A 24,206-nucleotide genomic window follows, 5' to 3' on the forward strand; every position below is an offset into this window, starting at 1 on the left:
AGAGTGCCTTCAGCCGTTGAAGTGGGCATCGCGCTTCTCGACGAACGAGTCGCGTGCTTCCTGTGAGTCCAGTGAGCGATAAGCCTCGAGCGTGAAGCCCTGCTCCCAGCGATATTTGTCTTCCAGATTGCCGTCTTCGATACCGCTCAGCGCTTCTTTGGCGAGGCTGATCATGGCCGGGCTCTTGGCGGCGATGGTGCGGGCGATCTGCAACGCGGCCTCACGCAAGTCCTCGCGCTTGACCACACGCTCTACCGCACCCAGGCGCCAGGCTTCGGCGGCGTCGATCATCTCGCCGGTGAAGTACATGTGACGGACCTTCTGCACCGGAAACAACCGCTGCAAATGCGCGCCGCCGCCCATGGCACCGCGATCGACCTCGGGCACGCCGAAGCGCGCGCACTCGGAGGCCACCAGAATGTCGGCCGCGCCGCAGATGCCAATGCCGCCGCCGAGGACGAAGCCGTGTACGGCGACGATCACCGGTTTCGGGTTGCGGTGGATCGCCTTGAAGCTGTCGTAGTTGCCTTTGTTCACCGCCACGATCAGGTTGCCGTCGGCGGCGAGTTCCTTGATATCGACCCCGGCGCAGAAGCCGCGCCCTTCGGCGCGAATCACGATCACCCGCACGCTGGCGTCGCGACCGAGGCCTTCGATCTCGCTGGCGATATCGGCCCAGCCCTGGCAATTGAAGGCGTTGACCGGTGGCTGGTTGAACACCAGTTCGGCAATGCCGTTATCGATACTGACGCTAAATGGTTTCATGCCTTTCCCCTTCACGACACACGGCGGCACAGCTCGCCCAGACGCGCTTCGGCGTCCCGGACGATCTGTTCAATCAATTGGGCGCAGCTGGGCAAACTGTCGATAGACGCGGCGATCTGGCCGGCGGGCAGTACACCTTCGGCCGGCAGCCCGTCGACCATGGCTTTCTGGATCACCATCGGCGCGTTGGCGGCCATGATGCTTTGCGCGGCCGTCAGCTCACCGCTGCCGCGCATTTTCAGCGCGCTGGTGAGCAGTTGCGTCAGGCTCATGCCACTGTGGCGGCGGTAAGCCAGGCCACTGCGGACCGCCAACAACCAGCGTTTGAAAACACCACTCGCTTCAAGCTGGTTGAGCAATTCGTTGCGAATCATCCGTTGCGGCATACCGTCGATGGCGCGACTGATGATGATCGCCGCCGGGTCCTTGACCGCGAGGTAACGCGACAGGGTCGCCTGCGGTACCGGGCTGTCGGCGCACATCAGAAAGCGCGTGCCCATAGCGATACCTTCGGCGCCGTAGGCCAGGGCCGAGACCAGACCGTTACCATCCTTGAAACCACCGGCGGCCACCACGGGCACCGAGACCGCGTTGACGACTTGATCGAGCAGTAACGAAGTCGGCACCGACCCGGTATGCCCACCGCCCTCGCCGCCTTGTACGGTGACCGCATCGGCGCCCATTTCCACGGCTTTCTGCGCGTGCTTGAGCGCTCCAACGGTGGGGATGCACACCACGCCGGCGTCCTTCAGACGGCTGATCATTTGCTTGCCGGGCGAGCGGCTGTAGCTGACCGCCCTGACGTTGTGGCGCAGCACCAGCTCGACGATCTCTGCGGCGTTGGCCTGGTACATATGAAAATTGACGCCGAAAGGCTGATCGGTCAGACGCCGGGTTTCGAGGATCGCCGCCTCCATCCGTTGCGGCTCGATGGTCGCCCCGGCGAGAAAACCAAAGCCGCCGGCATTGCCGGTGGCCGCCACCAGTTTCGGGTCGGCGACCCAGCCCATCGCGGTCTGGATGATCGGATAGCGACAGCCAAGTAATTCGGTCAGGCGGGTATTCAAAGAGATCGCCATGCTCACGCTCCGCCCGAGGTGCGTTGCGAACGGGCCATGGCCTTGGCGTCATATCCGCCGAGTCGGTCACCCGAGACCAGCTCATTGTGCGCATGGGCAAAGTGGTGCAGGCCAAAGACCATGTCCATGGTCGCGCGCTTGCCCATCAGGTCTTCGGCGTTATTGACTGCCTGCTTGCTCAGTTGCAGACCGAGGCGCGGCATCTGCGCTACGCGTCCGGCGATGTCGAGGGTTTGCTGTTCCAGTTCATCGCGGGCCACAACCCGGTTGAGCATGCCCATCTGGTAGGCGCGCGCCGCCGGCATGCGCTCACCGAGGAACAAAAACTCCTTGGCGATTCGCGCGTTCAGCTCATGCACATGGGCGAAGTACTCGACCCCGGGAATGCCCATTCGCACCACCGGATCCGCGAAGTAAGCATCCTCACTGGCGACGATCAGGTCGCACACCCAGGCCAGCATCAGCCCGCCCGCGATGCACGCCCCCTGGACCATGGCGATGGTCGGCTTGGGCATTTCGCGCCAGCGGCGGCACATGCCCAGATAGACTTCCTGCTCTCGGGCATAAAGGAACTCGCCGCCCGGTTTGTTCACATGGTCGTACCACAGGCTGGCACGGTCGAAGGTCTGATTGACGTCGCGACCCGGCGTGCCGATGTCATGCCCGGCGGAGAAATGCTTGCCGGCACCACGCAGCACTATGACTTTCACCTCATCGTCATCGCAGGCCCGGCGAAACGCTGCATCCAGCGCGTAGGTCATCTGCGAATTCTGCGCGTTGTGGTACTCGGGGCGATTCATGGTGACCAGGGCCACCGCGCCGCGCACCTCGTAAAGCACCACGTCGGCCTCGTTCCTGTCGTTATGTTCAGCCATCACTTTTCTCCGAAACGGGGGCGCTCAGCGTTGGCCTGGCGGGTTGTCTTTGAGCTGGCTGGCGCGCAGGTTGTGCGGGTCCAGGCGCTGGATCAGCTGCAATTGCTCGACGGTCGGGGCAGCCGTGATCGGGCAGTCTTGCGGTACATGCAGGGCAAATCCGGTGTTGTCCTGAACCTCGGCCACCGTCACGCCGGGGTGCAGCGAGCGAATGCGCATTTGCCGATGCGGGCCCAGGAAATCCAGCACGCAGAGGTCAGTGATGATCAGGCGGATATCGATGTCGTCCAGCGACCAGCCGCGCGCCAGGCGGGCCGGGTTGTAGCCGACCGAGGCGACCATATCGACCTCGCCTTCGACGAACACCCGACGGTTGTGGCTGGGTACGCAAAAGGAGTTGGCGTGGCTGATGGAGTTGCCGGGAAAACCGCGCACGCCGAGCATTTGCGCCTTGGGTTTGGCGTAGTCACCGATGCACGAAATGTTGGCCTGGCCGAAACGGTCGATCTGGGTCGGGCCGACCAGCGCATGGCGCTTGCCGCCCCACACGTTATCGAAAATCCGCGAAAAACCCATCCAGCTTTCGCGCTTGGGCTGGTAGCCGTTGCGCGCGCCGAGCGGCACCGGCTCGGCGACCATGTAGGCCTCGGAGTCGGTCATCAGCAGCTGCGGATTGCTGCCGAGCATGCTCAATGAGGCGGCCAGGCGCGGGATCACGCCGATGCCGCTGGCCAGAACCTCGCCATCGTCGCGCCAGGCTTCGGAGGCGGCGCAGATCATCAATTCGGCGAGGCTGTAAGTGGTAGTGCTCATCGCAAGGCTCCCTTAAAAAATCGGCAACGGCAGTTGGCGGATCGCAGCCAGGCCGCCGACCTTGTCCATATACTGTTCGTGGGTGCAGTCGACGTAGTTGCGGACATACTCCTGCCAGCCATCGACGGCTTGGGCCGTAGCGTTGTAAGCCTTGAAATGCGTGACATCGAAACCGTACAGCGGCGCGCAGGAAGACGGATGCGCGCCGCCCGGCACGTGGGCCACGGCGGTGGTCAGGTTGCGTTCCCAAAACACTTGATGCGCGTGGCCGGCATCGGCGTGGAAATACTCGCTGTCCACCAGTTCATCGCAGGTCACGTAGCTGCGGGTCGCGGCACGTACGAACAGGTCGTCCATGTAGTGATCGGGGCCGCTGATCTGGCAGACACCGCGCGCATCGGCACGGTCGACGTGAATCAGCGCCGCATCCAGTTTGAGCGCAGGCATCGCGACCCAGTCCTTGCCATCGGCATAGGGCGAGGCAATCAATTTGATCTGCCGGTTGTGGCGCAGCACGTCGGTGCCCAGACCAACTGCCGTCGGAATAAACGGCACATTCATCGCTGCGGCCCGCAGACCGAGCAGCAGCATGCCTTCGTCGATTTCCATCACCTCTAGCGCCGCCTCTTGGCGTGCCTTGCGGAAGTACGGTTCCAGTGGAATGAAATCCAGGGAAACGAAGGCGAACACCAGTTTCCTGATCTTGCCGGCCGCGCAGAGCATGCCGACATCCGCACCACCGTAGGCGACCACGGTGAGGTCCTTGAGGTCGGAGCGCAGAATCTCCCGCACCAACGCCATGGGTTTGCGCCGCGGCCCCCAGCCACCGATGCCGATGGTCATGCCGTCACGCAGTTGGCCGACCATCTCGGCCGTGGTCATTCGCTTGTCCATCGTCATCGTCCTCATTGGCGACCGACACTGAAGTCGTGGCCCCAGTGGCTGACCACCGTGCTTTCAAAAGGTGTGTGGCGATCCCAATCCACCACCAGGCCATCGCAGCCGTATTCCAGGTCAAACCCGGACGGCGTCTTGATGTAGAACGAAATCATCTGATCGTTGGTGTGCTGGCCCAGGGTGGCCGACAGCTTCACACCGTTGGCGTGCACGCGATCGAGAGCGCGACCGACTTCGTCCAGCGCGTTGACCTCGACCATCATGTGCACGCAGCCGTGGGGCATCGGGCACTCGAAGATCGCCAGCGAGTGGTGCCGACCGTTATTGCAGTGCAGGAAGTGGATGCGCTTTTGCGGCTCGGCCGGGTCCGGAGTGAAGCGGACTTTCATCAGGTCGGACAGACCGAAACCGAGGACTTGCTCGTAAAAATCCCGGCAACGCTCGAAGCTCGGCGCCGGCAGTACCACGTGGCCCATGCCCAATTCGTTGGTGACAAAACCCTTGACGCCGACAGGCGAGACGAAGCGTGCGAAGTCCTGTAACGGGCCCCAGAACAGTTCGTGGCGATTGCCATCCGGGTCGCTGAAGTGCACCAGTTCCTGGACCTTGCGAACCTCGGCCTGGGCCACGGTGCCGCGGGTGACTTGCACATCGGCCTGCTCCAGAACGCTGACAGCATGTTCAAGCGCCGCTTTGCCAGGCACTTCCCAGCCGCACGCACCGAAGCCGTTCTCAGTACTTTTCTCCACCAGAATGCGGTAATGGCGCTCGTCCATTTTCAGGTACAGCCGCTCATCGTCATCGCTGCCGGCCACCATCATGCCCAGCACCTGGCTTGCGTACTGACGCCATTGCGCCAGGTCGCTGGATAACAGGGTGACGTAACCCAGACCACGGATATCCATGGATGCACTCCTCGTTTTTTCAGGCCGAGCCACCCATCGGCGGCTGCCGGGGGAGACTTTATGTAGGGCTATTCAAACGGGTTTGCGCGGGGGGAACATCGTCCAATGGGACTAGCGGAAATGATGGGGTGATCACATAAAAAAACTGTGGGAGCGAGCTTGCTCGCGATGGGGTCATACCAGTCAACATTGATGTTGAATGGAAGAGCGCTATCGCGAGCAAGCTCGCTCCCACAGGGGTGATGTGGTGTTCAGATGCGTAAGTGGCGGGTTTTAAGCCTTGCGGAAATGCGGAATCACTTTCTCGCCAATGTTGCGTAAGGTCTCCAGTTGCGCCCATTGCGGCACGGTGCCCATCTGGCAGATGAACAGGATTTCGTCGGCACCGGCATCGATCAACCGTTGCACGTAACCGATGCAATCCTCGACGGTGCCGTAGGCGTGGTTGGGGTTCATCATCGCCATGGTCGGGTCAGAGAAATCGACGCTGACTTCTTCCGAGGCGAAGCGCGACTTGATCACGCTCTGGCCGTTGCCATCGACGAAGGTGTCGTCCTTCCACTTCTCCGGGTCCGGACGCTCGCCACCGCCGTACCAGTAGCCCAACGATTCCATGAAGTAGCGCTGGCCACGGATGCCGATGCGGCGCGCCTCTTCGTTGTTTTCCAACACGATGGCCGGGCACAGGGCTGCGATGTGCCGGTTGGGACGGAAACCCACTTGTTTCTTCTCATCGCGGTTGTCCCAGGCTTCATGGTAGACCTCGACTTTCTTGGCGATTTCTTCCGGGCCACCGAAGCCCAGCACCAGGGCGCCCATGCCGCGACCGCCGGCGTTTTTCAGCGACTCGGTGTTGGTGCAGGCCAGGTACATCGGCGGGTGCGGGTCTTGATAAGGCTTGGGATGGATCGGCCGTTTGGGAATCTGCACAAAGTCGCCGTTGTGTTCGATTTCGTCCTGCACGAACATTTTCGGGATCAGGTACATCATCTCGTCGATCTGCGGCTGCAACGTGGCCAGGTCGTAACCGAAGGTGCCGGCCTCCTGCTGGGTGCCGCCCTTACCGACGCCAAAATGTACCCGGCCTTTGGACAACAGGTCGAGGGTCGCTATGCGTTCCGCCACTTTCACCGGGTGGTTCATCGCCGGTGGCAGGCAGACCACGCCGTGGCCGATGCCGATGCGTTCAGTTTTTCCGGCGACGAAGGCCAGCATGGTTTCCGGCGCGGACATGTGCGAGTAGTTGCTCAGCGCCGTGTGCTCCACGCACCAGAAGGTGTCGAAGCCGAGCTTGTCGGCCAATACGGCCTGCTCGACGGTGTCTTCGAAAATCTTGCGGTCACCTTCGCGGCTGGAGTCCACCGTCTGGGCTTCGTAAATCAGTGAAAATTTCATGGTTGATCCTTGTGTTTATTGGATGCGCAGTCGGCGCCTGAGACCTACGCCTTGTGCCCATGCTCGGGCATCAAAGAGGCGCTCGAATCACGCAAACGGACTAGCCGACTCATAGGGAAGATCCGTAGGAAAACGTCAGAGAAAAAAGTCGTTGCTGTCCTGGCCCATGCTGACCCCGCCGAGATTCCAGGCGTACTTGGCCGGGTTGTTCGCGACGTGGGCGCGACCGGTGTGAATATCGCGAAATGCCCGATTGATCGCGTGGCTGCGGAAGATGGTCGAGGCGCCGCTGTTGAACATCAGGTCGGCAACCGCTTTGGCGCATTTGTCGGCGACCAGCGCCGAGTCGTAACGCATCTTCACCCGCTCGGGCATGTTCAACGGCTCTGCGCTTTGGGCCCGTTGCATCATCAGAGCGAAGTTGCGCAGCAGGACGGTTTTGCACTCGTCGACGCAGACCATGGCGTTGGCCAGCGCGGATTGCGCGGCTGGGTCCTGGACCATTTTGCGACCATCGTTGACCCCGACCCGCGCGCGGTTGTGCTCGACAAACTGATCCACCGCGCCCTGCAGGGCACCAATGGCCGAGGACGACACCGCCCGCACAAAAATCTGCCCGAATGGCAGGCGGAACAGCGGTGCGGTGTTCACTGCGTTACCCGGACTGTCCTGCATGAAACCGTCGAACGCCCGATGAGTGCGGTACTCCGGAACGAAGACGTTCTCCACCAGGATGTCGTGGGAGCCGGTGGCTTCCAGGCCCATGACATTCCAGTTGTCGAGCACCTGGTAGTCGCTGCGCGGCACCAGGAAAGTCCGGTAATCCGGCGCCCCGCCCGCCTCCTCTGGTGGCACCAACGCCCCCAAGAACACCCAGTCGCAATGCTTGCTGCCGGAAGAAAACCCCCAGCGCCCGCTCAGCTTGAAACCATTCTCGACCCGCTCGACCTTGCCCACCGGCATATAGGAAGAAGAGATCAGCACACTGGAGTCGGCGCCCCAGACATCCTGTGCCGCACGGTCATCGAACAGCGCCAGTTGCCAGTTATGGATCGCCACCACCCCCAGCACCCAGGCCGAGGACATGCAGCCTTCGGCGAGGGTCATCTGCACTTCGAAGAAGTCCTTGGGTTCGAGTTCATAACCTTCCCAGCGCGATGGCTGAAGAATGCGAAAGAACCCGGCGTCGTGGAAATCCTTCAGCGTTTCTTCAGGCAACTGGCCGGCTTGCGCGGCGTTCTGGGCGCGTTCACGCAAGATCGGCACCAGCTCACGGGCACGTTGGCTCAGACGCTGGCGAATCAGGTCTTGGTTGAGCATTTTTATTGTTCTCCTCTCTTCACCCCATCCGCCGGGGCGCGCGTGCAGCGGGGCGGATGCAGCACCAGTGATGCTCGCCTCCACAGCGGCATTCAAGCAATGCGTGGGGCGGTGGGCATCCCTCAAACGGACCATGTACCTAAGAGAAGAGCGAAAGAATGCAGTCTCCGGTAATTCCTGAAGTCATTGAATCAACCTTGAGAGATTGGCTGGCAGATAGACCGCCATCGCGAGCAAGCTCGCTCCCACAGGGGTTCGGTGTACACCTGCAAAAAACCGGTCGGCTGTCAGGCCGCTTTCGCGAGCAGGCTCGCTCCCACATTGGGACAGTGCACACCGTCCGCTTCTCACCACTCAACAGGCCGAGCGTTAGCTCGCCTGCAGCTTGTGATCTTGATCCACCCGCCCCTTCGGGAGGCTGAGTGGAGGTGTTCATCCGGGGAGTGGCGCGCAGCGCCGTTCGACGCAGTCGAACACGCTGCATGTAGGTCGTCGCGAAGCAGACCGGAGGGCAGTGTCCCCGGATGGATACCGGAACGAAGGAACGCCGAGCCTAAGCGAGGGGCCGGACGCTTGGGGCGAGCCTTTTTTTGCTTACTTTTTTTTGGCGTTTCCCTCCGTGTCAGGCTACCTGTCGCCCTTGTTGATTGACTCGTTCATTCAAGAGGGCGAAGGTACATATCGATGTCCAAGCTAGGCAAACGCTACGACAACGACTTCAAAGATTGGGTCGTTTTGCAAATGATGCCGCCCCTCAATCGATCAGTGGCAGAACTTGCCGTTGCGCTCAATCTCACGCCACAGTCGCTGCGAAATTGGAGACAAATGGCTAGAGATAAAGGCTTGATCGTTCCGGGAAACGGCAAGACCAGTGACCAATGGTCTAGCGCCGATAAATTCAATGCTGTCATGGAAACCGCGCCGTTGAGCGAGGTGGAGATCTCTCAGTATTGCCGAATCAAAGGCATTTACCCTGAGCAAATCCAACAGTGGCGAATGGCATGCCAAAACGCCAATCCGGTCGTTGATCTCAACTCTCGAACCTCTAAGACGGCCGAGCAACGGCGTATCAAAATACTTGAGCGTCAATTGATTCAGTCTGATGCCGGACGTGCGGAGGCGGTGGCCTTGCTGGATCTCAGAAAAAAAGCCAATGCGATCTGGGGCAAGGACAAGGAAGACTGATCGACGCCTCTGATCGTACGCAAGCCATGAAGTTGATTGCAGACGCGGTACTCAATGGCGCTCGTCGATATCGAGCCTGCAATGAGTTGGGGCTGAGCCTGCGCACAGTCCAACGCTGGCGACACGCTGACTGTGACGGACGACGGCTGGCTCAACGGGCAGCTCCGGCTAATAAGCTCAGTGAGACAGAACGCCAAGCGGTGCTTGATGCTGCCAATCAGGCTGGCTACGCCAGCCTCACCCCGCACCAAATCGTTCCAAAACTAGCGGATGAAGGCATTTATCTGGCTTCGGAGTCGACGTTTTACCGTGTGTTAAAAGCCGCCAATCAAAACGTGCGCCGTGGTCGTACCAAGACCCCGAAACGCAGAGTACTGACGACGCACCGTGCTGACGCACCCAATCAGGTGTGGTGCTGGGATATCACCTGGCTGCCCAGCACCGTCAAAGGCCGTTTTTTCTACTGGTACATGGTCAAGGATGTCTACAGCCGCAAGCTGGTCGCTAATGAAGTGCATGAGGTGGAATGTGCCGAACACGCGTGTGAGTTGCTCAGAAAGGGATGCTTGCGGGAGCACACAGCGGGTCGTCCGTTGGTGTTGCACTCGGATAACGGCCACGTTATGAGAGGCTCTTTATTACGTGAAAGCATGATCGCCCTGGGCGTCGAGCCGTCCTTCAGCCGGCCGAGGGTGAGCAATGACAACGCTTATGCCGAGGCGCTTTTCCGTACCGCCAAGTACTGCCCACTCTGGCCGGATCAACCATTTGATACGGTCACTGAAGCAAGGCTTTGGGTGCAGAAATTTATCGAGTGGTACAACGAAGATCACCGCCACAGCGCCTTGAAATACGTCACGCCGAACGAACGCCACGAAGGCAAGGCGACGGTTCTATTACAAGCTAGAGCAGTGCTTTATGAAGACGCCAGGGACGCTAATCCGAGCCGCTGGAGTACTCGGACACGCAACTGGAAGCTGGCAGATGCGGTGTATTTAAACCCAGAGCGCCCTGAGGTTAAGGGTGCAGCTGGCTAACAACAGTTGGAACAAGGTGACAGGTACCTTGACACGTACCGGTTTGAAAAAAAAGTGAGTCGCCGTAAGGGCGAAACCGCCAGCCGCCATCACCGAAGAAATGGATATGTACTCAACCAACAAAAACCTGGTCGGCCCAAAGGCCGCCAAGGCCTAGTCCCCTCGGACGATGTTACGGCGGGGCGTCAGAGCAAGAATCCATCGCACTCCATGCACAACGAAAGGGCTAGTGCGATGAACGACATCAATTTGAAAGCCGACATGCTCCAGGCCATGCGCCGCCTGGCCAAGTCAGTCACCATAATCAGCACCAGTAACGGCTCCGAGCGCTTCGCCATGGCCGCCACGGCAGTCGATTCCCTCAGCACCGAACCACCCTCGCTACTCATCTGCATCAACAAAACCGCCTCCCCCCATGCCGCACTGGCGACCGGCGCAGACTTCTGCGTCAACATCCTCGGCGTCGAACAACAAGACCTCGCCCACCTGTGCAGCGGCGCAATCAAAGGCGAAGCACGATTTGACCGAGGCAACTGGCTGACCAGTGCCGGCGGCATTCCCTATCTGGGAGACGCCCAATCGGCAATCCTCTGCCGGCAAGACGGCCACTTCAGCTACGGCACCCACACCGTCTTCATCGGACGCATCCTGCAAATCCACACCAGCGAAGCGATCACCCCGCTGGTCTACCTCGACGGCACCTACACCACCACCGCCAAACCCGCACCCTCCTTCGCCGCCGCCGCCGGCTGAGGCCTGAAAAAATGGACAGCCTGAACGGGTTGACGGCGCTGCGAGTGACCCGCGCCGACCAGCTGCAATGGGATGACCGCTGCGACCTGCTGGTCGTCGGTTTTGGTGGCGCCGGCGCCTGTGCCGCCATCGAAGCGGCCAGTCGCGGATTGGCGGTGCTGGCGCTGGACCGCTTTGAAGGTGGCGGCGCCACCGCGCTCAGTGGTGGAGTGGTGTATGCCGGTGGCGGCACGCCGTATCAGCGCCAGGCCGGCTATGAAGACAGCAGCGAAGCGATGTTCAACTACCTGCGTCAGGAAGTCGGCGAGGCCGTTAGCAGCCAGACACTGCGTAGTTTCTGCGAAGGCAGTGCCCAGCAACTGGCGTGGCTTGAGCATCAGGGTGTCGCGTTCGAATTCAGCGTGCCGCCGCACAAAACCTCGTATCCAAGCGACCAGTACTACCTCTATTACTCCGGCAACGAAGCCGTGCCGGCCTATGCCGCCATTGCAAAACCGGCACCTCGCGGTCACCGCACCAAAGGCCCCGGCATGTCCGGCGCCAGCCTGTTCGCCCCGCTCAAGGCCAGCGCCTTGCGTCACGGTGCACGCCTGCGTAGCCAGTGCGAAGTGCGACGGCTGGTGCTCGATACCAACGATCACGTGCTGGGGGTCGAAGCCTGGTACCTGCCGCCCGGTAGTCGCGCAGCCCGTCAACATGCCCGGTTTTCACGCTGGGCCAGCGCCATCCACATGTACGCCCCGGCATTGGCCGACCGTTTGCGCGCTCGCTTGCGACGCATCGAACAAACCAGTGCCGAACGCCAGCTGATTCGCGCCGAACAGGGTGTGTTGCTGAGCAGCGGCGGTTTCATCTTCAATCGCGGGTGGGTCCGCCAGCATGCGCCGCAGTATCTGGCCGGTTTGCCGCTGGGGACCACAGCCTGTAACGGCAGCGGAATCGCCCTGGGCCAGAGTGCCGGTGGCAGCGTGGCGCGGATGAATAAAGTCAGCGCCTGGCGTTTTATCAATCCACCACTGGCCTGGGCCCGAGGGTTGATCGTCAATGCCCGGGGCCAGCGTTACGTCAACGAAGAAATCTACGGTGCGACCCTCGGCCACGCGATGGTCGAAGAGCAGGACGGTCGCGCGATTCTGATTCTCAACCGGGCGTTGGTGCGCGAGGCATTGCATCAGGTCGGACCGGGCAAAGTCTGGCAATTCCAGCGCCTGCCGGTGCTGCTCAATTTGCTGTTTAACGCCCGGCGCAGCAACAGTTTGACGAGGCTGGCCAAGCGTTGCGGATTGCCCATCGATGCCTTGCGACAGAGCGTAGAAACCTATAGCCGCGCCGCGCGGGGCGAAGTCGTTGATACGTTCGGCAAGTCGCAAGCCATGCTCGCCGACATGGACCAGGGGCCGTGGTACGCCCTCGATCTGTCATTCGCCAGCCGCCTGTTTCCCTGCCCTGTCATCACCCTTGGCGGGCTGAAAGTCTGCGAGCACAGCGGTCAGGTGCTGGACCACGCAGGTCAGCCGATCCGGGGTCTTTACAGCGCCGGTCGCAATGCTGTCGGAGTCGCTTCCAACCTCTATGTCTCCGGCCTGTCGCTGGCCGATTGCATCTATTCCGGTCGTCGGGCCGCTGCCCATCTGGTCGATCAAGTCGCACTTCAAACCACACGCTCAGGAGAACAACAATGCAACGTGTAGAAGGCAAAGTCTGCATCATCACCGGCGCCGCCAGCGGCATCGGTCGCGAAGACGCCCTGCTGCTGGCCCGCGAAGGTGCCAAAGTCGTGCTGACTGATCTCAACGAAGAAGCCGGACGCCAGGTCGCCGCAGAAATCGGCAGCAATGCGCTGTTCATTCGCCACGACATTGCCAGCGAAAGCGACTGGCAACAGGTGATCAAAACCACCCTGGAACACTTCGGGCGCCTCGACGTACTGGTGAACAACGCTGCGATTCTGGCCTTGGGCAGCATCGAAGACACCACGCTTGAACTGTGGCAGAAGGTGCAGAAAATCAATGGTGACGGGTACTTTCTCGGCTGCAAATACGCGATCCAGGCCATGAAGGAAACCGGCGGTGGCTCGATCATCAATATGTCGTCGGTGGCGGCGCTGGGCGCGATGCCGATGTTCTGTGCCTACTCGGCGTCCAAAGGCGCGGTGGCGGCAATGACTCGCTCGATTGCCTTGCACTGCAAGCAACAGGGCTACCGCATTCGCTGCAACAGCGTGCACCCGGATGGCGTCAACACGCCGATGACCCAGGCCTTGACCGGCGGTCAGCCGATCCCTCAGGAAGCCCTCGACCAAGACCCGATGAACCGCATGTGTGCGCCCCGGGACATTGCCAATGTGGTGCTGTTCCTCGCCACTGACGAGTCACGTTTCGTCAACGGTGCCGAGATCCGCGTCGACAACGCCCAATTGATCAGCGGGCTCTGAGGCCGAGGTGAACATGGGCACGCAACAGCAGAACCTGACACCGGCCGAATCAGCGACGGGAAGCTACTCATTGCAAGTGTGCGCGGTGATCGACGAGACCTTTGATGCGCGCTCGCTGGTGCTGGATATACCGCCAACCTTGCGTGAGCGCTTTCGTTACAAACCGGGCCAGTTCCTGAGTTTTCGCGTGCCTTGCGCCGGCAAACTCTTGACCCGCTGTTACTCCATGGCCAGCTCGCCGCTGTCGGATGCGCTGCCCAAGGTCACGGTCAAACGGGTCGAGGGCGGCCGGGTGTCGAACTGGATGAACGAGGTACAGGTCGGTGACTGGCTGGAGGTGTTGCCGCCGGCGGGGCATTTCTGCCTGAACGAGGAGCAATCGGTCGATAGACCGCTGGTGCTGTTCGGCGGCGGGTCGGGCATCACCCCGGTGTTTTCCATTCTCAAATCGACGCTGCACAGTAGCCGGCGGCCGATCAAGTTGATCTACGCCAACCGTGATGAAGCCTCGGTGATTTTCAAGGATGAGCTGCGTCAGTTGATCAAGGCGCATCCTGATCAACTGCACGTGGTGCACGTCCTCGACTCGGTTCAGGGGTTTCTGACCGACGCCCAGGTGCGTCATCTGCTGCGCGGATCGGCTGGCGGTGACTACTTCATCTGCGGACCGGGACCGTTCATGGACACTGTGGAGCGCACGCTGCTGGGACTGGGCGAAGCCGCCGAACGCATCCATGTCGAACGCTTTGTCTCGCCTCCGGATCCCGACGTACTACTCGCGGAAGAAACCCTGGCCCGGGTCGCGGCCCTCGGATCACTGTGCGAGGCGCTGATTGTCGAGCTCGATGGTCAACCGCACGAGATTGCCTGCCGCCCCGGCGAGACCCTGCTGCAAAGCTGCAAAGCGGCAGGCCTGGACGTGCCCTCTTCTTGCGAAGAAGGGTTTTGCGGGGCCTGCATGTGCGTCGTCCAGGAAGGTGAGATTCAGTTGGCACGCAACGATGTGCTCAGTCCCAAAGAGTTGGCCGAAGGCTGGACGCTGGCCTGCCAGAGCCGTCCAACCGGCGCCCGGGTACGGTTGAAATTCCCGGATTGAACGTCCGTCAGCCATAGTCTCAACGGACGATCACCTTGGCCGGGTCTGCGGTTAGACTCGGCCACAGCATTAGCCCACAACAATAAAAGAGGTGCAGTTATGGCTCGTTTGCAGAACAAGGTCGCGGTGGTTACCGGCGGCGCTTCCGGGATCGGTCTGGCCTGTGTGCGCCGCTTCGCCGCTGAAGGCGCGCAAGTGGTCGGGCTGGACATCGGCACCGCACCGGCGGATTTCCCTGGCCTGTTCATGACCCTCGATGTGCGCGACGAAGCGCAGGTCCAGCAGGTCATGCAAGAAGTCATCGGCCACTTCGGGCGCATCGACGTGCTGGTCAACGCAGCCGGCGTTGCCGATCAGGGCAGCGTGACCCAAACCACCACCGCCAACTGGCAACGGGTGATGGACATCAACCTGACGGGCAGCATGCTCACCAGCAAATACGCGCTGGAATCGATGGTGTCGCAACGCAGCGGTTCGATCATCAATGTCGGCTCGATTTTCGGCCTGCAAGGCTGCGACGGCAACGTTGCCTATAACGTCTCCAAGGGTGGTATCAACCAACTAACGCGCTCGATGGCCATTGACTATGGCTATGCCAATATCCGCGTCAACGGCTTGTGCCCCGGCCTGATCGAAACGCCGATGACCAGCATGGTCCGCGAGCAGGAAGCCTTCCACGCCTTCTTCGCCTCGCAGCACATGCTCAATCGCTCCGGGCAACCGGAAGAAGTGGCCAACGTCGCGCTGTTCCTGGCTTCAGACGAAGCGTCCTTTGTCAGCGGCCAGATGATCGCCGTGGACGGTGGTTTCTCCGCCGGTCGCCGCTTCGCCCCGCCCACCCAGTAATTCGCTATCCGGTCGGGCGCCCTGCCCGGCCCACTCCCTTTTTCGCCACTGTCTTCTAACCGGGGAGGCCCCATGCCGCCTGTCGCACACGCACTGACCATCGCCCAACTGTTCGCCAACGCTGCCCAGGCCTACGGCGACCGCCCGGCCATCGAGGATGACGGGCGCTCGATCAGCTACCGAGAACTCGACCAACTGCGCCGCCAAGCCGCCCGCGCGCTGCTGGCGATGAACGTTCAAGCCGGGGATCGGGTGGCGATCTGGGCGCCTAATATGTGGGAATGGATCGTGGCCGCCGGTGCGCTACAAAGCGTCGGTGCTGCACTGGTGCCACTCAACACCCGCATGAAAGGCAGCGAGGCCGGTTTTATCCTTCGCCAAAGCGGTGCCTGCGTGCTGTTTGCCATCGGTGAATTTCTGGGTGCCGATTACCCGGGCATGCTGGCGTCTGAGGACCTGCCAGCGCTGCGCCAGATCGTCACCTTGCGCAGCGGCGGGTCAAGCACGCTGGGGTGGGAAGATTTTCTCGGTCTGGCAGCCGACGTGTCGCAACTGACGCTGCAAACCCGCGAACGCAGCGTTGGCCCACAAGCACTGTCCGACCTGCTGTTCACTTCGGGCACCACCGGCAAGCCCAAAGGCGTGATGACCAACCATGGACAAAACCTGCGGGTGGTGCGCGATTGGAGCGAGGTGGTGGGTTTGCGTGAGGGCGATCGCTACCTGATCGTCAATCCGTTCTTCCATTCTTTCGGTTACAAGGCCGGTTGGCTGGCGGCGCTGATGCGCGGCTGCACCATCGTGCCGCTGCAGGTGTTCGATGTGCAGGCGGTGCTTGAATGCGTCGAGCGCGAACGGATCACCGTGCTGCCTGGCCCACCGACGCTCTATCAGTCATTGCTTGCCCATCCGCAACGCAGCGAATTTGACCTGACATCATTGCGGGTAGCGGTGACGGGTGCCGCGGCGATTCCAGTGGAGATGATCCGGCGCATGCGTGACGAACTGGGGTTCGCCACCATTGTCACCGCCTATGGTCTTACCGAAGTCTGCGGTTTTGCGACGATCTGCCGTCCTGGTGATTCGCCGGAATTGGTCGCCAACACTAGTGGCCGGGCCATGCCTGGCGTGGAAATCCGCTGCGTTGGTAACACGGGCCGCAGCCAACCGGCCAACGTTCCCGGCGAGGTTCAGGTGCGCGGCTACAACCTGATGCAGGGTTATTTCAATGATCCGCAGGCCAGCCGGGAAGTCCTCGATGCCGACGGCTGGCTGCACACCGGGGACATCGGCGTGCTCGACGAACAGGGTTACCTGCGCATCACCGACCGCCTCAAGGACATGTTCATCACTGGAGGTTTCAACGTGTACCCAGCAGAGATCGAACACTGTTTGCTGACCTACCCCGGCGTGGCCCAGGTCGCGGTGATCGGCATCCCCGATGAACGTCTTGGTGAAGTGGCGATGGCCTTCCTGCTGCCAGCGCCGGGCATAGAGATCGAGCAGGCCCGGTTCCTCGCCTGGTGCCGCGAGCAGATGGCCAACTACAAAGTGCCGCGCCGGGTGCGAGTGCTTGAGAGCATGCCGCTCAACGCAGCGGGCAAAGTGACCAAGAATGTGTTGCGTGAGTGGGCCTCGCAGCCAGTCAATTAAACGCAATCCCTGTGGGAGTGAGCCTGCTCGCGAAAGCGGTGTATCAGTCAGCATCAATGTTGAATGAACAATTGCCATCGTCGGAACGCCGCCCGGAGCAAGCTCGCTCCCACAGGGTTTTGTGTTTGACCTGCCGAATGTGGACTAGACCACCCGTGCCGGATGTTGCTGGCGCGGGTCGCCGAGCATGGCGCGGTGGGAAGGTGGCTGGCGACCGCCGGCTTCGCTGATACCGTAACCGGCAGCTATTTCGGCGGTGATTAATGTCTGCCCGGAGAACGTCATCAACTGCGGGTCATTGAGCAGAGCGTGAATCACCCGGCCATTGAATTGCGGGGTTTCGGCATCCGCCAGAAAGGCCTTGTATTGCTCTCCATGCTGCTCGCCGGCTATCCGGGTGCGTTCGGTCAGTTGCGGGCCGAGCCATAGCGATAACGCCGCCACGCCTCGCCCCTCGAAGTCGATGGCCATGTCGGCCGCCAACTTGTCGCAACCCGCTTTTTGCGCGCCATACGCAGGGCCATGCATGTAACACCCGGCACCGAATGACGAGGTGAAACAGATCAGCCCTCGACCGCTGCGCAGCAACAACGGCGCGGCGTGATAACTGGCGATGTAAGCCGAACGCAGACCAACGTCGAGGATGCGCACCAGGTCCAGCGGCTTCTCCCAGAAAGGCCCCGGTTCGATCAACTGGTCGTGAATGAACGCGGCATTGTTCACCAGCAAATCCAGTTGCCCGCATTCCTTTTCAACCCGGGCGAACAGTGCCTGGACCTGCGCATCAACGGCATGATCGCAGACCACCGCGATACCCCGCCCACCCGCCGCAGTAATCGCCGCAGCCGTGTCCTTGAGTGAGCCGCGCAATGCATGCCCATACAAATTCGATCCACCGTGCTCCGGCGCACGTCCTGTGACAAACACCGTCATGCCCGCAGCGCCAAGGGCCAGGGCGATGCCCTGACCGACCCCGCGACTGGCGCCCGTCACGACGGCAACTTGTTTAAGTGGCTGATTCATTCGACGCTCCTGAACAGGCTTTTGGCCGAGATGGTCTCGCTCTGACACTTGATGTGATTGGCCGCCACGTAACCGAAGGTCATTGCCGGGCCGATGGTCGAACCGGCGCCCGGGTACGTGCGCCCCATCATCGAAGCGGCGCTGTTGCCGATGGCATACAAACCGTTGATGGGTTGCCCGTCCTCATGCAATACGCGGGCGTGAACATCGGTCAGCAAACCACCCTTGGTGCCGATATCCCCGGCATCAATGCGCACGGCGTAGAACGGACCTTTGAGCAACGGCGCCAGGCACGGATTGGGCTGCACATTCGGATCACCGTAGTAGCGATCGAACAGCGATTCACCTTTATGGAAATCTGCGTCGACACCCTGCACGGCCATGCCGTTGAAACGCTGCACCGTACGGACCAGACCGGCACCGTCGACGCCGATTTTTTCTGCCAGCGCCTGCAAACTCGCAGCCTTGTAAAAGTACTCGCGCAGATGCTCGGGCAGCTGCCAATCGCGCTGGGCGTAGCCTGGAAGTAACGCGCCACAGGGGTACTTGCGGCGGAATTCGGCGTCGAACACCATCCAGCACGGCACACTCACGGCGCCTTCGCGATTGTTGGCGTACATCGCGTAAACGATATCGGTATAGGGCGCGGCTTCGTTGACGAAGCGCTCGCCGGCAGAGTTGACCAGTACGCAGCCCGGCAAGGTCCGTTCGACGAACAGTGCGCGCTGTTTTTCCTCGCCCTGGACATGGGTGGTCGGCGCCCACCAGCTATGGTCCATCAGCGCGGTGCGAGCACCGATTGCCTGACCGGCACGAATGCCGTCACCGGTATTGTGCGGCGGTGTGGCACTCCAGGTGGCCTGGGTCGGCTGTGGCAGATACTGCGTACGCATCGCCTGATTACGCTCGAAACCACCGGCCGCGATGATCACGCCGTAGCGTGCCTTGACGTTGAGTAACTGCCCGTCGCGACAGACGCGAGCGCCACCAACCCGATCACCCACGAGCAGCAGTTCTTCCAGTGCACAGTTCAGCCAAAGGGATTTGCCGCGATCCTGCAACGAACAGCGCAACGCGCCGATCAGGGCATTGCCAAGAGTCAGGAAGCGGTCGCGGTGTGACAACCGCCGTCCCTCGCGGTCACGCCAGTAACGCCACATCACCCGCAGCGTCAGTCGCAACCAGCCAGGGCCACGGCACAACAGCACCTGCGCCTCTTTCATGGTCATCGCCATGCGTCCCATCATCAGTGTTCCGGGGGATGGCGCACGCATGCGCAGAAACTCTTCACCCAATTCGGCGGCGTCAAACGGTTGCGGGTCCATGGAGCGGTAGCCCGGTTTTCCGCCTTCGACTTCCGGGTAGTAATCGGCATAGCGAGGCTGCGCCTCGAAGCGCACGCGGGTCTGTTGTTCAAGGTATTCGACCATCTCGCGGCCGTGTTCGACATAGGCTTCGATGCGCCCGTCATCGATCTCACCATGGGTCACCGCACGGATATAGGCGATCGCTTCCGCTGCTGAATCGCTGCCGCCCAAGGCGTTGATCCGATGGTTGTCAGGTATCCAGATGCCGCCGCCGGACACCGCCGAGGTGCCGCCGTATTCGGCGCTCTTCTCGATCAATAGCGCATTGAGCCCCAGATCATGGGCACGCAGCGCCGCAGTCATTCCCCCCGCTCCGGAGCCAATCACCAGTACATCGCAGCACTCATCCCATTTGATCTCGGCAGCTTTCATGCGATCACCCTTGCTCAGCGCCCATCAGGCAAAAACCGCCGCCGCCAGATCTTCGCCCGGTGCAGTCGGTCTCGGGATTGTTCGCCGCGTGCCCTGAACGGTCATCGTCCGATGGGACTAAGGCGATGGGCGCCCCTACCCCGTGCAAATCGCTTAGTCCGCTTGGACGATGTTGCGCCCCAAAGCTGACTCCATAGTCGCCCACAGCACCAATCACCCCCTGAAATGCAGGTCGGGCAGGTCTGACCTGGGCATGAGGACGACATGATAAAAACAATAATCGCCCCACAATCGCTGCACCCTCGCGTACAGCTGGCCATGCTCTTGCTGGCTGGTGGACTGGGCAGTCAAGCCAGCGCCATGAGTTTCCAGCCGAACGAGGATTTGAGCGTCGACTGGGATACCACACTGACGTACAGCCTGGCCTGGCGGACCGACTCTCGCGATCACAAGCTGACGGCCAATGCCAACGGCAACGATGGCGACAACGCGTTCGACAAAGGCAGCCTGATCAACAACCGCACTGGTTTCCTCACCGAGGCCAACATCAAATGGCGTGAGGACTACGGAGTGTTCCTGCGCGGGACAGGTTTCTACGACAACGTTTACGATCAGGGCAACGACAACGACACAGGCACCTCGAACTGCTTCGCCGGCGGTCATTGCAACCGTCCCGACCGTTTTTCCCAGGACACCATCGACCAACACCGCAATGAACTGCGCATGCTCGATTACTACGCGTATGGCACCTGGGACATCGGCGGCCACAACTTCAACGCGCGGCTCGGCAATCAGGTGGTGAGCTGGGGTGAAAGCCTGTTCTACCCCGGCATTTCCGCCGCCCAGAGCCCGGTGGATGCGACCAAGTCGACCACTCCGGGGGTTGAGGTCAAGGAAATCCTGCTGCCCGTCGGCCAATTGTTCACGCAGTTCAGCCTGACCGACAGCCTCGATCTGCAGGCCTACTACCAATACAAATGGGAAAAGACCCAGTTGTTCGGCGTGGGTAGCTACTTTTCCACCACCGACTTCATCGACGAGGGTGGCTTCAACGACGCCAGCGGTTTCCTGACACGCCTGGGTGACGACAAGCCGAGCGACAGCGGCCAATACGGTGTGGCCCTGACCTATGCGGCAGAGTCGCTGAACAACACCGAGTTCGGCCTCTACTACTCGCGCTACCACGACAAGACCCCGTCGCTGGATTTCCAGACCGACCTGGGGCACTACCGTGTGCGCTACTTCGACAACATCGATCTTTACGGCGCGAGTTTCTCCACGGTGCTGGGCAGCGTGAGCTGGGCCGGTGAAGTCAGCTACCGCGACGGTCAGCCGGTGATGGTCGACAACGGTTTCTCAAGCCCGGTGCGCGGCAAAACCATGCAGGCGCAGACGGCGATGATCTACGTGCTCGGCCCGACATCATGGGCCGACAACACCACGCTGACCGGTGAGCTGGTCTACAACACCGTGCTCAGCAACGACAAGTCGGAACCTGTGACATTCGCCCCTGGATTCTCGCTGCCGGGCACCGACAGTCTGGTCTATGACCGCGACGCCTTCGGTTACACGGTTCAGGCGAACTTCGATTACAACAACGTGTTCAGCGGCTGGGACATGTCGGTGCCCGTCACCTACAGCACCGCCGCCCAGCATGACAGCGCACTGGTGGGCTCGATCAACTCAGGCCAGGGCGACGACCGCGCGAGCATCGGCAGCTCGTGGCGCTATCTGGGCAACTTCACCGTTGAAGCCCGTTACAACGCCTACCTGGGCAACGCCAACAACGCCCCGTTGGCCGACCGCGACAACGTCGCCCTCAACTTCAAATACCGGTTCTGAATCCCCTGATGGAGGAGCACAGCATGTCTAGATTTACCCACACATTGTTGGGCACGGCGTTGGCCGTCAGCCTGCTCGGCAGTGGCCTGGTTCAGGCCAAGATCAGCAATGAAGAAGCCGCACGCCTGGGTCAGGACCTGACCCCTATGGGGGCCGAGAAAACGGGCAACGCCGACGGCAGCATCCCGGCCTGGACCGGAAAATGGCGCGGCTTGCCGCCGCAGCTCAAATACGCGGGCCCCGGTACGCCGTACCCGGACCCGTACGCGGCAGAAAAGCCAATGTTCGTGATCAACGCGCAGAACATGGACAAGTACGCCGACAACCTCACCGATGGCCAAAAAGCGTTGCTTAAACGCTACCCCGCGACCTTCAACATTCCGGTGTACCCGAGCCATCGCGACTTCCGTTTCGATCAGCGCCTGGAAGACCTCGTCAAGAAAAACGCGGTCAGTGCCGAACTGGCCAACGACAACAACGACACGCAAAACGCCTGGGGCGCCTCGCCGTTCCCGATTCCCAAGAACGGTAGCGAGTTGATGTTCAACCATACGCTGGCCGGACGCGCCAATACCGAAGAGGCCAACTACGGGCAGGCGGTGGTCTATTCCAACAAGGAACGCGTCCTCGAAGAGGTCAATTACAAGATCTTCTCGATCTGGTCCAGCCCGAATAAAAACCTGGAGAGCGCCAACGGCATTCTCACCAACTTCCTGATCACCACCCTGGAGCCGGTGCGCAAGAAAGGCGAGATTGTCGTCGGTCACGAGTTCATCAACCCGACCGCCTCCCCTCGCCAGGCCTGGCAGTACAGCCCGGGGCAACGTCGGGTACGTCGCGCGCCAACCGTAGGCTATGACTCACCGAGCGGTGCCGGCGGCTTCCGGGTGTATGACGAAGACCGTTTGTTCAACGGTGCACCGGATCGCTACAACTGGACCATCGTCGGCAAGAAAGAAATCTACATCCCGTACCACAACTACAAGATCGACGATCCGAGCGTGAGCACCGACCAGATTCTGGCCACCACCGGCCACATCGATCCGCAGTACATGCGCTATGAAAAGCACCGCGTCTGGGTCTTGCAGGCAACACTTAAAGAAGGCGCCCGGCATGTTTACGCCAAGCGTGTGATGTATCTGGACGAGGACTCCTGGGCCGCGACCCTGGCCGACAACTACGACAGCCGCGGCGAGCTTTGGCGCACCAACATGCAGACCTCGATCTACGCCTACGAACTGCAGCGCTACCACGCTCGCCTCGGGATCTACCATGACCTGATCGCCGGTTCGTATCTGGTTGACCGAATGTTGATCGATCAAAAGCCCGCCAAGCTCAACGCCACCGCCTTCACTGAAGACGAATTCACCCCCGGCAACCTGCGCAAACTCGGCACTCGCTAAACCCTCTGCGCCCTGACCGATTTACTCGGTCGGGGCGTTGTGCTTTTTTGAACTCGCTCATTTCACGGAAAACTCCCCCATGAATAAATTGCTCACTGGCGTCATCGCCATGGCCAGCGTCAGCCTGTCGATGCAGGCCAATGCCCTGAACATCCTGCTGACCAACGACGACGGTTGTCGGGCACCCGGCATCGATGCGATGTACCGCGCGCTGACCGCCGCCGGGCATCAGGTGACCCTCGTGGGTCCATTGAACGACAGCAGTGGCATCAGCGCAGCCAGCGTGGTCGTGCCCGGGCAGGCGTTGGCAGTGACCGAGTTGGCACCAGGCAAATTTTGCGTCGGCCCACCCGAGGGCTACACCCCGCCCCCAGGCAAGACTTCCGCCATCGGCACCCCGGTGGATGCAGTCAATGTTGGCCTGGACGTGCTGCTCAAAGGCAATCCGCCAGACCTGGTGGTGTCGGGCAGTAATTTTGGTGAAAACGTCGGCCCGCTGACGCAAATGTCCGGCACCTTGAACGCAGCGGTCCGCGCAATGTTCAAGGGCATTCCGGCGGTGGCGGTGTCGACGGCCATCGACATGGACCTGATCATCCGCGACCAACAGGCCGGCTACCGCAAAACCCTCGGCGCCATGGACGACACCGCCCGGTTTGCGGTGAAGGTTATCGAGCAGGCGAGTCTCGCGGGTGCTCAAGCCAAACAGGCCTGCGAAAAAAACAAAGCCGGCTGCGAATTGAATGTGCTCGGTTTGCCGGGTGTCAGCGGGTTGAATATCAATTACCCGGCGCTGGCGGCCAGTGAGGTCAAAGGCGTGAGCTTTGCCCCGATCGGCAATTGGGACCGGGTGAACTTCACCTCCCAACGCGGCGCCGACGGCGTGGTTCACGTCAACCTGGTGGCCCCGCCGACACCAACGGCCGCCCAGCAACAGGCCGATGCGTATCAGTTGTGGCAGGGGCATGCGGTGATCACCGTGATCGACGGCAACATGAGTGCACCGGGTGCGGGGCAGGATCAGGCGAAGGAAATGTTGCGAGACGTTAAACCTTGAGACAGCGCAAAACCTGTGGGAGCGGGCTTGCTCGCGAAGAGGCCGGCACATTCAACATCTATGTCGCGGGTAACTCCGCTTTCGCGAGC

Annotated in this window: 20 protein-coding genes; 10 read left to right on the plus strand and 10 right to left on the minus strand. The window is 61.1% G+C overall.

Annotated elements, in window-relative coordinates; all coding sequences use genetic code 11:
* Positions 1 to 9 precede the first annotated feature (9 nt).
* The 8 genes from ACA056_RS18325 to ACA056_RS18360 all read right to left on the minus strand — a co-directional run bounded on the left by ACA056_RS18325 (position 10) and on the right by ACA056_RS18360 (position 8,049).
* Entirely contained in the window at positions 10 to 765 is a 756-nt protein-coding gene (locus tag ACA056_RS18325; protein ID WP_497266705.1) for an enoyl-CoA hydratase family protein, read from the minus strand.
* Between the two features lie 11 nt (positions 766 to 776).
* Positions 777 to 1,844, minus strand: coding sequence for an NAD(P)H-dependent flavin oxidoreductase (locus ACA056_RS18330; RefSeq protein WP_497266707.1), 1,068 nt, complete (start codon positions 1,842 to 1,844; stop codon positions 777 to 779).
* A 2-nt stretch (positions 1,845 to 1,846) separates the two neighbouring features.
* Complete coding sequence (locus ACA056_RS18335) at positions 1,847 to 2,719, minus strand: enoyl-CoA hydratase (RefSeq protein WP_497266709.1); 873 nt, start codon at positions 2,717 to 2,719, stop codon at positions 1,847 to 1,849.
* Between the two features lie 24 nt (positions 2,720 to 2,743).
* Positions 2,744 to 3,532, minus strand: a complete 789-nt coding sequence (locus ACA056_RS18340; protein ID WP_497266711.1) for a CoA-transferase subunit beta — start codon at positions 3,530 to 3,532, stop codon at positions 2,744 to 2,746.
* A gap of 12 nt (positions 3,533 to 3,544) precedes the next feature.
* Positions 3,545 to 4,426: a CoA transferase subunit A gene (locus tag ACA056_RS18345; protein WP_497266713.1), complete on the minus strand. Its 882-nt coding sequence runs from the start codon at positions 4,424 to 4,426 to the stop codon at positions 3,545 to 3,547.
* 11 nt (positions 4,427 to 4,437) lie between these two features.
* Positions 4,438 to 5,334: a VOC family protein gene (locus ACA056_RS18350; RefSeq protein ID WP_348131327.1), complete on the minus strand. Its 897-nt coding sequence runs from the start codon at positions 5,332 to 5,334 to the stop codon at positions 4,438 to 4,440.
* A 273-nt stretch (positions 5,335 to 5,607) separates the two neighbouring features.
* Positions 5,608 to 6,729 (minus strand): LLM class flavin-dependent oxidoreductase, encoded by a 1,122-nt coding sequence (locus tag ACA056_RS18355; RefSeq protein WP_449643350.1) that lies wholly within the window; start codon positions 6,727 to 6,729, stop codon positions 5,608 to 5,610.
* Between the two features lie 135 nt (positions 6,730 to 6,864).
* On the minus strand, positions 6,865 to 8,049 hold the full coding sequence (locus tag ACA056_RS18360) for an acyl-CoA dehydrogenase family protein (protein WP_497266716.1): 1,185 nt from the start codon (positions 8,047 to 8,049) through the stop codon (positions 6,865 to 6,867).
* Between the two features lie 684 nt (positions 8,050 to 8,733).
* On the opposite strand from ACA056_RS18360, the gene ACA056_RS18365 reads away from it, so the two are divergent.
* From ACA056_RS18365 to ACA056_RS18395, 7 genes are all read left to right on the plus strand, one after another.
* Positions 8,734 to 10,271, plus strand: a protein-coding gene (locus ACA056_RS18365) for an IS3 family transposase (protein ID WP_497266439.1) whose coding sequence is annotated in 2 segments (ribosomal slippage) — positions 8,734 to 9,202 and positions 9,202 to 10,271 — 1,539 coding nt in all. Because the reading frame shifts where the segments join, the coding sequence is not laid out codon by codon here.
* A 234-nt stretch (positions 10,272 to 10,505) separates the two neighbouring features.
* Entirely contained in the window at positions 10,506 to 11,024 is a 519-nt protein-coding gene (locus ACA056_RS18370; protein ID WP_497266718.1) for a flavin reductase family protein, read from the plus strand.
* An 11-nt stretch (positions 11,025 to 11,035) separates the two neighbouring features.
* The gene (locus tag ACA056_RS18375; RefSeq protein WP_497266720.1) at positions 11,036 to 12,715 is read left to right on the plus strand and encodes an FAD-binding protein; all 1,680 of its coding nucleotides are present in this window, start codon (positions 11,036 to 11,038) and stop codon (positions 12,713 to 12,715) included.
* A complete protein-coding gene (locus ACA056_RS18380; protein ID WP_046049827.1) occupies positions 12,703 to 13,458 on the plus strand; it encodes a glucose 1-dehydrogenase in 756 nt (251 codons plus the stop codon). The genes ACA056_RS18375 and ACA056_RS18380 overlap by 13 nt, the downstream gene beginning before the upstream one ends.
* Before the next feature lie 13 nt (positions 13,459 to 13,471).
* Positions 13,472 to 14,554, plus strand: coding sequence for a 2Fe-2S iron-sulfur cluster-binding protein (locus ACA056_RS18385; protein WP_497266722.1), 1,083 nt, complete (start codon positions 13,472 to 13,474; stop codon positions 14,552 to 14,554).
* A gap of 99 nt (positions 14,555 to 14,653) precedes the next feature.
* A complete protein-coding gene (locus tag ACA056_RS18390) occupies positions 14,654 to 15,400 on the plus strand; it encodes an SDR family NAD(P)-dependent oxidoreductase (protein ID WP_497266724.1) in 747 nt (248 codons plus the stop codon).
* A gap of 72 nt (positions 15,401 to 15,472) precedes the next feature.
* Positions 15,473 to 17,053, plus strand: coding sequence for a FadD3 family acyl-CoA ligase (locus ACA056_RS18395; protein WP_497266726.1), 1,581 nt, complete (start codon positions 15,473 to 15,475; stop codon positions 17,051 to 17,053).
* A gap of 144 nt (positions 17,054 to 17,197) precedes the next feature.
* Here the strand turns inward: ACA056_RS18395 and ACA056_RS18400 are convergent, their stop codons facing one another.
* The gene (locus ACA056_RS18400) at positions 17,198 to 18,076 is read right to left on the minus strand and encodes an SDR family NAD(P)-dependent oxidoreductase (RefSeq protein ID WP_497266728.1); all 879 of its coding nucleotides are present in this window, start codon (positions 18,074 to 18,076) and stop codon (positions 17,198 to 17,200) included.
* Positions 18,073 to 19,815 carry an FAD-dependent oxidoreductase gene (locus ACA056_RS18405; RefSeq protein ID WP_497266730.1) on the minus strand — a complete coding sequence of 581 codons (1,743 nt, stop codon included), beginning with the start codon at positions 19,813 to 19,815 and terminating at the stop codon, positions 18,073 to 18,075. The genes ACA056_RS18400 and ACA056_RS18405 overlap by 4 nt, the downstream gene beginning before the upstream one ends.
* A gap of 264 nt (positions 19,816 to 20,079) precedes the next feature.
* Between ACA056_RS18405 and ACA056_RS18410 the strand changes: the two genes are divergently transcribed.
* From ACA056_RS18410 to ACA056_RS18420, 3 genes are all read left to right on the plus strand, one after another.
* A complete protein-coding gene (locus tag ACA056_RS18410) occupies positions 20,080 to 21,657 on the plus strand; it encodes a DUF1302 domain-containing protein (RefSeq protein ID WP_497266732.1) in 1,578 nt (525 codons plus the stop codon).
* A gap of 23 nt (positions 21,658 to 21,680) precedes the next feature.
* Positions 21,681 to 23,060, plus strand: a complete 1,380-nt coding sequence (locus ACA056_RS18415) for a DUF1329 domain-containing protein (RefSeq protein ID WP_497266734.1) — start codon at positions 21,681 to 21,683, stop codon at positions 23,058 to 23,060.
* Positions 23,061 to 23,139: 79 nt separating this feature from the next.
* The gene (locus tag ACA056_RS18420; protein ID WP_497266736.1) at positions 23,140 to 24,117 is read left to right on the plus strand and encodes a 5'/3'-nucleotidase SurE; all 978 of its coding nucleotides are present in this window, start codon (positions 23,140 to 23,142) and stop codon (positions 24,115 to 24,117) included.
* Positions 24,118 to 24,206: the final 89 nt, after the last annotated feature.

The sequence above is a fragment of the Pseudomonas sp. LBUM1666 genome, from assembly GCF_059695775.1.

Coding starts and splice junctions, on each gene's coding strand:
- ACA056_RS18325 (WP_497266705.1), bottom strand. CDS start 765: ATGAAACCATTTAGCGTCAGTATCGATAACGGCATTGCCGAACTGGTG.
- ACA056_RS18330 (WP_497266707.1), bottom strand. CDS start 1,844: ATGGCGATCTCTTTGAATACCCGCCTGACCGAATTACTTGGCTGTCGC.
- ACA056_RS18335 (WP_497266709.1), bottom strand. CDS start 2,719: ATGGCTGAACATAACGACAGGAACGAGGCCGACGTGGTGCTTTACGAG.
- ACA056_RS18340 (WP_497266711.1), bottom strand. CDS start 3,532: ATGAGCACTACCACTTACAGCCTCGCCGAATTGATGATCTGCGCCGCC.
- ACA056_RS18345 (WP_497266713.1), bottom strand. CDS start 4,426: ATGGACAAGCGAATGACCACGGCCGAGATGGTCGGCCAACTGCGTGAC.
- ACA056_RS18350 (WP_348131327.1), bottom strand. CDS start 5,334: ATGGATATCCGTGGTCTGGGTTACGTCACCCTGTTATCCAGCGACCTG.
- ACA056_RS18355 (WP_449643350.1), bottom strand. CDS start 6,729: ATGAAATTTTCACTGATTTACGAAGCCCAGACGGTGGACTCCAGCCGC.
- ACA056_RS18360 (WP_497266716.1), bottom strand. CDS start 8,049: ATGCTCAACCAAGACCTGATTCGCCAGCGTCTGAGCCAACGTGCCCGT.
- ACA056_RS18370 (WP_497266718.1), top strand. CDS start 10,506: ATGAACGACATCAATTTGAAAGCCGACATGCTCCAGGCCATGCGCCGC.
- ACA056_RS18375 (WP_497266720.1), top strand. CDS start 11,036: ATGGACAGCCTGAACGGGTTGACGGCGCTGCGAGTGACCCGCGCCGAC.
- ACA056_RS18380 (WP_046049827.1), top strand. CDS start 12,703: ATGCAACGTGTAGAAGGCAAAGTCTGCATCATCACCGGCGCCGCCAGC.
- ACA056_RS18385 (WP_497266722.1), top strand. CDS start 13,472: ATGGGCACGCAACAGCAGAACCTGACACCGGCCGAATCAGCGACGGGA.
- ACA056_RS18390 (WP_497266724.1), top strand. CDS start 14,654: ATGGCTCGTTTGCAGAACAAGGTCGCGGTGGTTACCGGCGGCGCTTCC.
- ACA056_RS18395 (WP_497266726.1), top strand. CDS start 15,473: ATGCCGCCTGTCGCACACGCACTGACCATCGCCCAACTGTTCGCCAAC.
- ACA056_RS18400 (WP_497266728.1), bottom strand. CDS start 18,076: ATGAATCAGCCACTTAAACAAGTTGCCGTCGTGACGGGCGCCAGTCGC.
- ACA056_RS18405 (WP_497266730.1), bottom strand. CDS start 19,815: ATGAAAGCTGCCGAGATCAAATGGGATGAGTGCTGCGATGTACTGGTG.
- ACA056_RS18410 (WP_497266732.1), top strand. CDS start 20,080: ATGATAAAAACAATAATCGCCCCACAATCGCTGCACCCTCGCGTACAG.
- ACA056_RS18415 (WP_497266734.1), top strand. CDS start 21,681: ATGTCTAGATTTACCCACACATTGTTGGGCACGGCGTTGGCCGTCAGC.
- ACA056_RS18420 (WP_497266736.1), top strand. CDS start 23,140: ATGAATAAATTGCTCACTGGCGTCATCGCCATGGCCAGCGTCAGCCTG.